Genomic DNA, 4,129 nt, shown 5'->3' with positions numbered 1-4,129 from the left:
AAGGCCCCAGGTACTGGTCTCAGGCAGCGGCGAACGAGTGGTTGTCCACCTCCTGCTGCGGGACGCTGAACGCGGCGGTGTCGCGACACTGGCCACGCGGGCCGGGAGCGACACCTCCTGGTCATTGACCGATCTGACCACCACGTCGCTCGACAGATGGGAACCCTCATTCGACGAGGAGCTGTGGAGACTCCGGGGACGCCTCGACGTGTTCATCCAGAAGGCGAACCAGGTCGACGCCGAAGGAGTGGGCTCGTCCCCCGCGGAGAACATCTACATCCTCCATGTCCCTCTCAGCGCTCTGGACGCGGGACCGTCACCCGAGGTCGGGGGCCTCCGCCAACCGGAACCGGCCGGTGGTGCCGTACCGTCCCACGACCCGTCGTTCCCACCAGAGCCGGGAAGCCGCGGCGAGACGTCCCAGTCGGGCACGCAGGGCACGACCCCACAACCATCCCCCGTACCGGATCCACAGGACACCTCCCAGTCCGGCGGGAGCTAGACCGGAGGTCCCCCCGAGGGCATCCTGCATCACCAGACACCGAGAAGACACGCCAGTGCGAGCTCGAATCCCTCCTTGGGATCACGTCGGATCTCACGTCGACGATGCCAGATCGCCACGCGGCCCCCGATGCCGGGATCTCGCAATTGCGCGATCAAGGCGTCCAGGTCCGATGACCATGCACTGTCATGCGCGCATGCACCTGCCTGACGTGCGGCCAGCGCCACGAGGATGAACTGCTGGCGATAGAAACCGGAACGCAGCTTGGCGAACCGGGAGCGGAATGCGACGAGACCTGAGTGTTCTCCCTGGACGTTCCCCCCGTGTTGACGGTAGTCGACGGTTGGTCGGCCGTCGATGACCCACCTACCACCGATGGCCCTGACCAGTGCGTACAACAGCCAGTCGTGGACCCCGATCGACGTGGTGTCGACCTCTGAGAGGACCTCGACCAGGCGCCCGTGCATCGCCGCCGTGAAGACGTAGGTCGATCCCGGTCCCGCAGCCTCGAACACGAAGTCCCACTTCTGTTGGGGCAGGCTCTTCACGACGAGGTTGCGATGTCCCGCGCTGTCGAAGCTGGTGACGTTGGAGGACACTGCATCAGCGGAAGTCCTGGACATCAGGTTGATCTGGTACGAGAGTTTGTCGCGGTGCCAGACATCGTCCTGGTCGCACAGCGCGACGAACTGGGACGTCGGGACACTGCAGTGCGTGAACAGGTGGAGGAAGTTGGCCGTCACCCCTGGAGGGCCGCCGCGAGGACCCATCACGCGGATGCGCGAGTCCAGCCGCGCCCGTTCCAGGAGGTGTTCACGTGTACCGTCCGTCGACCCGTCGTCAGACACCAGAAGGGTGACATGCACGCCCTCCTGGCCGAGGACCGAATCGACCTGGTCGTCAATCCATCGTCGACCATTGAAAGTGGCCATCAGGACGAGGACCCGGGGCATGTCCCGGCAGTCGGGTGCGTTCCCGGTCGCCACGGCCCTACTGGCCCTTGGCCGCGTACTTCGCCTCGACCTCTGCCTTCTGGGGGGCCCACCACGCCTCGTGGTTCCGGTACCAGTCGATCGTGTGCTGGAGACCTGATCGGAAGTCGGTGAACTGCGGCGTCCACCCCAGCTCCTCCCGGAGCCTGGTCGCGTCGATCGCGTACCGGCGGTCGTGACCGGCACGATCGGCGACGTGGTCGAAGTCATCGGCCGGATAGCCCATGAGTTCATTCAGGATGGCGACGACGTCACGGTTGGACGTCTCCCCATCCGCACCGATGAGGTACGTCTCCCCGATGCGCCCCTTCATGAGGATGTCCCATACGGCGGTGTTGTGGTCCCTGACGTGGATCCAGTCGCGCACGTTCAGACCGTCACCGTACAGACGCGGCCTGACCCCCTCGAACCTGTTGGTGATCATGCGGGGGATGAACTTCTCGATGTGTTGGTAGGGGCCGTAGTTGTTCGAACAGTTCGAGATCGTCGCCTCCACGCCGAAGCTGCGGACCCACGCACGCACGAGGAGATCGGAACCGGCCTTGGTCGAGGAGTAGGGCGACGAGGGGTTGTAGGCCGTCGTGGGCTCGAACTTCGCCGGGTCGTCGAGGGCGAGATCCCCGTAGACCTCATCCGTGGAGATGTGGTGATAGCGGGTGTGGTGCCGCCTCACGGCCTCGAGCAGGGTGAAGGTGCCCACCAGATTGGAGTGGATGAAGGGGTAGGGGTCGTTGAGGGAGTTGTCATTGTGCGACTCGGCAGCGAAGTGCACGACCGCGTCCGCATCGGCGACCGTCGGATCGACGACGTCCATGTCTGCGACGTCGCCCTCGACGATCGTGAGTCGGCTCTCCTGGTCCGCAGGCATGTCAGAGAGGGACTGCCGGTTACCGGCGTAGGTGAACTTGTCCAGGACAACGACGTCAACGTCGGGATGGTCCTCCAACAACGTGTGCACGAAGTTCGCGCCGATGAAACCAGCTCCGCCGGTGACGACAATTCTCATGGATGGGCTCCCATCAGATGGATCCGAGTCTGTGCCATTATGCCGCACTCGTGTACCCTCGGGCACGTGGCGATGTGTTCAGTTCGTCTGAGTCCATCCCATCCATTCCCAAGATCCTCATCCATCACGGGAGCACCACATGTCGACAAGCGCCTTCGTCTCGGTCGGAGCGATCATCTCCCTGGTCGGCGCGATGACCACGCCATCAGCGTCCGGCGGGACATCCGAGTCCCCGGATGACGACAGCGCGCCCGCCCTCGTCCTGCCGCTGACCACGGCGCTCGGGGAACCCACAGAGGTGGCGACCTCCGCCTTGGCGTCGAGTGTCGTGGGAGGCGGAGGATCTGCGGTCAGACCGACGTCCGGCACTTCGCTCTCACTGCTCGGCGCTGACGGGGACGTGCTGGACCCCGCCGATGATGCAGCGATCCTCACCGAGCCGCTGGAGGTCGACCCCTTCTTCATCACCGGGCTCACCTGGGACGGCGCATCGGATCTCCCTGACGGGACAGACGTCTACATCCGGGTCCGCGAGGGAGAGAACTGGTCCGAGTGGTACCTGACCGACCCCGAGGCGTCCCAACGCGATGACGGTGTGGGCAGGGCCGGCACCGAGCCCTTCGTGACGGGCGGGGCCGATGGGATCCAGGTCCGGGTGACGGGCACAGCGGAGGACCTGCCGGAGAACCTCGCACTGACCATGCTCCCGTCCAACCCCGACGGTGAACAGGTCCTCGACGACTCCGATGTCACGGAGGTCGCTGCGACGGCCACTGCCGTCAACGCCGGATCGCTGGAGGGGGCCGACGACACCACGCTCTCCCGGCTCTCCCCGTCGACGCCAGCCGACACATCGAAGTCTCCAGATGGAGACGATGCGGAGTCAGGAAACTCCGGTGTCACCACGCAGTCCGGCGGCGTCCGGGCCCCTGGAACCGGGACCGGAACGGGCAACTCGGTCGCCTCCTCGGCGTTGGGTTCCGTCTTCCCCGCCTCCACCACGGCGACGGACCTTCCCGTGTCGGTCTCTTCGCGGGCGGACTGGGGAGCCGACGAGTCCGCCATGACGTGGGATCCGACGTATGCCCCTGCGTCGTTCGTGGTGGTCCACCACACCGCCGGGACGAACAACTACACGATGGACCAGTCGGCCTCCGTGGTGAGGGGGATCTACCAGTACCACGCCGTGCAACTGGGGTGGGGCGACATCGGCTACAACTTCCTGGTCGACAAGTGGGGCCGTGCGTTCGAGGGCCGAGCGGGCTCCCTGGCCTCTCCTTCGGGGAAGATGGTCGTCGGTGCGCATGATCTCGGCTTCAACACCGGGACCATGGGCATCTCGATGATCGGCGACTACTCCACCGTGACTCCCTCGAGCGCGACGCTGGACACCGTCGGGAAGCTCGCCGGGTGGCAGCTGGCCCGTGCGGGCGTCTCTGCCACCGGCACAGGTTCCTTCACCCCGAGCATCTCCAACGGCACCCTCGTGGCCGGGAGGACCGTGACTGTCAACCGCATCTCGGGTCATCGGGACACCTATGCGACCGCCTGTCCCGGAGACGCCGGGTACGCGCAGCTGGGGAAGATCCGCGGCATCGCGGCGACGGTCGACATCCCTGTCACCACCTC

At 65.7% G+C, this 4,129-nt stretch carries 4 protein-coding genes; 2 read left to right on the top strand and 2 right to left on the bottom strand.

Annotation, left to right across the window (positions count from 1 at the left end; all coding sequences use genetic code 11):
* Positions 1-502, top strand: a 502-nt coding sequence (locus TA90_RS15645; protein WP_222704611.1) for a hypothetical protein, incomplete at its 5' end; no start/stop codon positions are given.
* A gap of 29 nt (positions 503-531) precedes the next feature.
* On the opposite strand, the gene TA90_RS09935 is transcribed toward TA90_RS15645, so the two are convergent.
* Positions 532-1,488 carry a glycosyltransferase gene (locus TA90_RS09935; protein ID WP_331394272.1) on the bottom strand — a complete coding sequence of 319 codons (957 nt, stop codon included), beginning with the start codon at positions 1,486-1,488 and terminating at the stop codon, positions 532-534.
* A gap of 4 nt (positions 1,489-1,492) precedes the next feature.
* The gene (gene rfbB / locus TA90_RS09930) at positions 1,493-2,500 is read right to left on the bottom strand and encodes a dTDP-glucose 4,6-dehydratase (RefSeq protein WP_043536088.1); all 1,008 of its coding nucleotides are present in this window, start codon (positions 2,498-2,500) and stop codon (positions 1,493-1,495) included.
* A gap of 139 nt (positions 2,501-2,639) precedes the next feature.
* Between rfbB and TA90_RS09925 the strand changes: the two genes are divergently transcribed.
* Positions 2,640-4,129 (top strand): peptidoglycan recognition protein family protein (locus tag TA90_RS09925; RefSeq protein WP_043536087.1); only part of this gene is annotated, 1,490 nt, incomplete at its 3' end.

It is taken from the genome of Actinomyces polynesiensis (assembly GCF_000820725.1).
Taxonomy (GTDB): Bacteria; Actinomycetota; Actinomycetes; order Actinomycetales; family Actinomycetaceae; genus Pauljensenia; species Pauljensenia polynesiensis.
Note: the sequence above shows the minus strand (reverse complement) of the source record. Positions and strands in the feature narration are given on the sequence as shown.

Excerpts from the sequence above, each read along its gene's own strand:
- rfbB (WP_043536088.1), bottom strand. The coding sequence starts at position 2,500 with ATGAGAATTGTCGTCACCGGCGGAGCTGGTTTCATCGGCGCGAACTTC.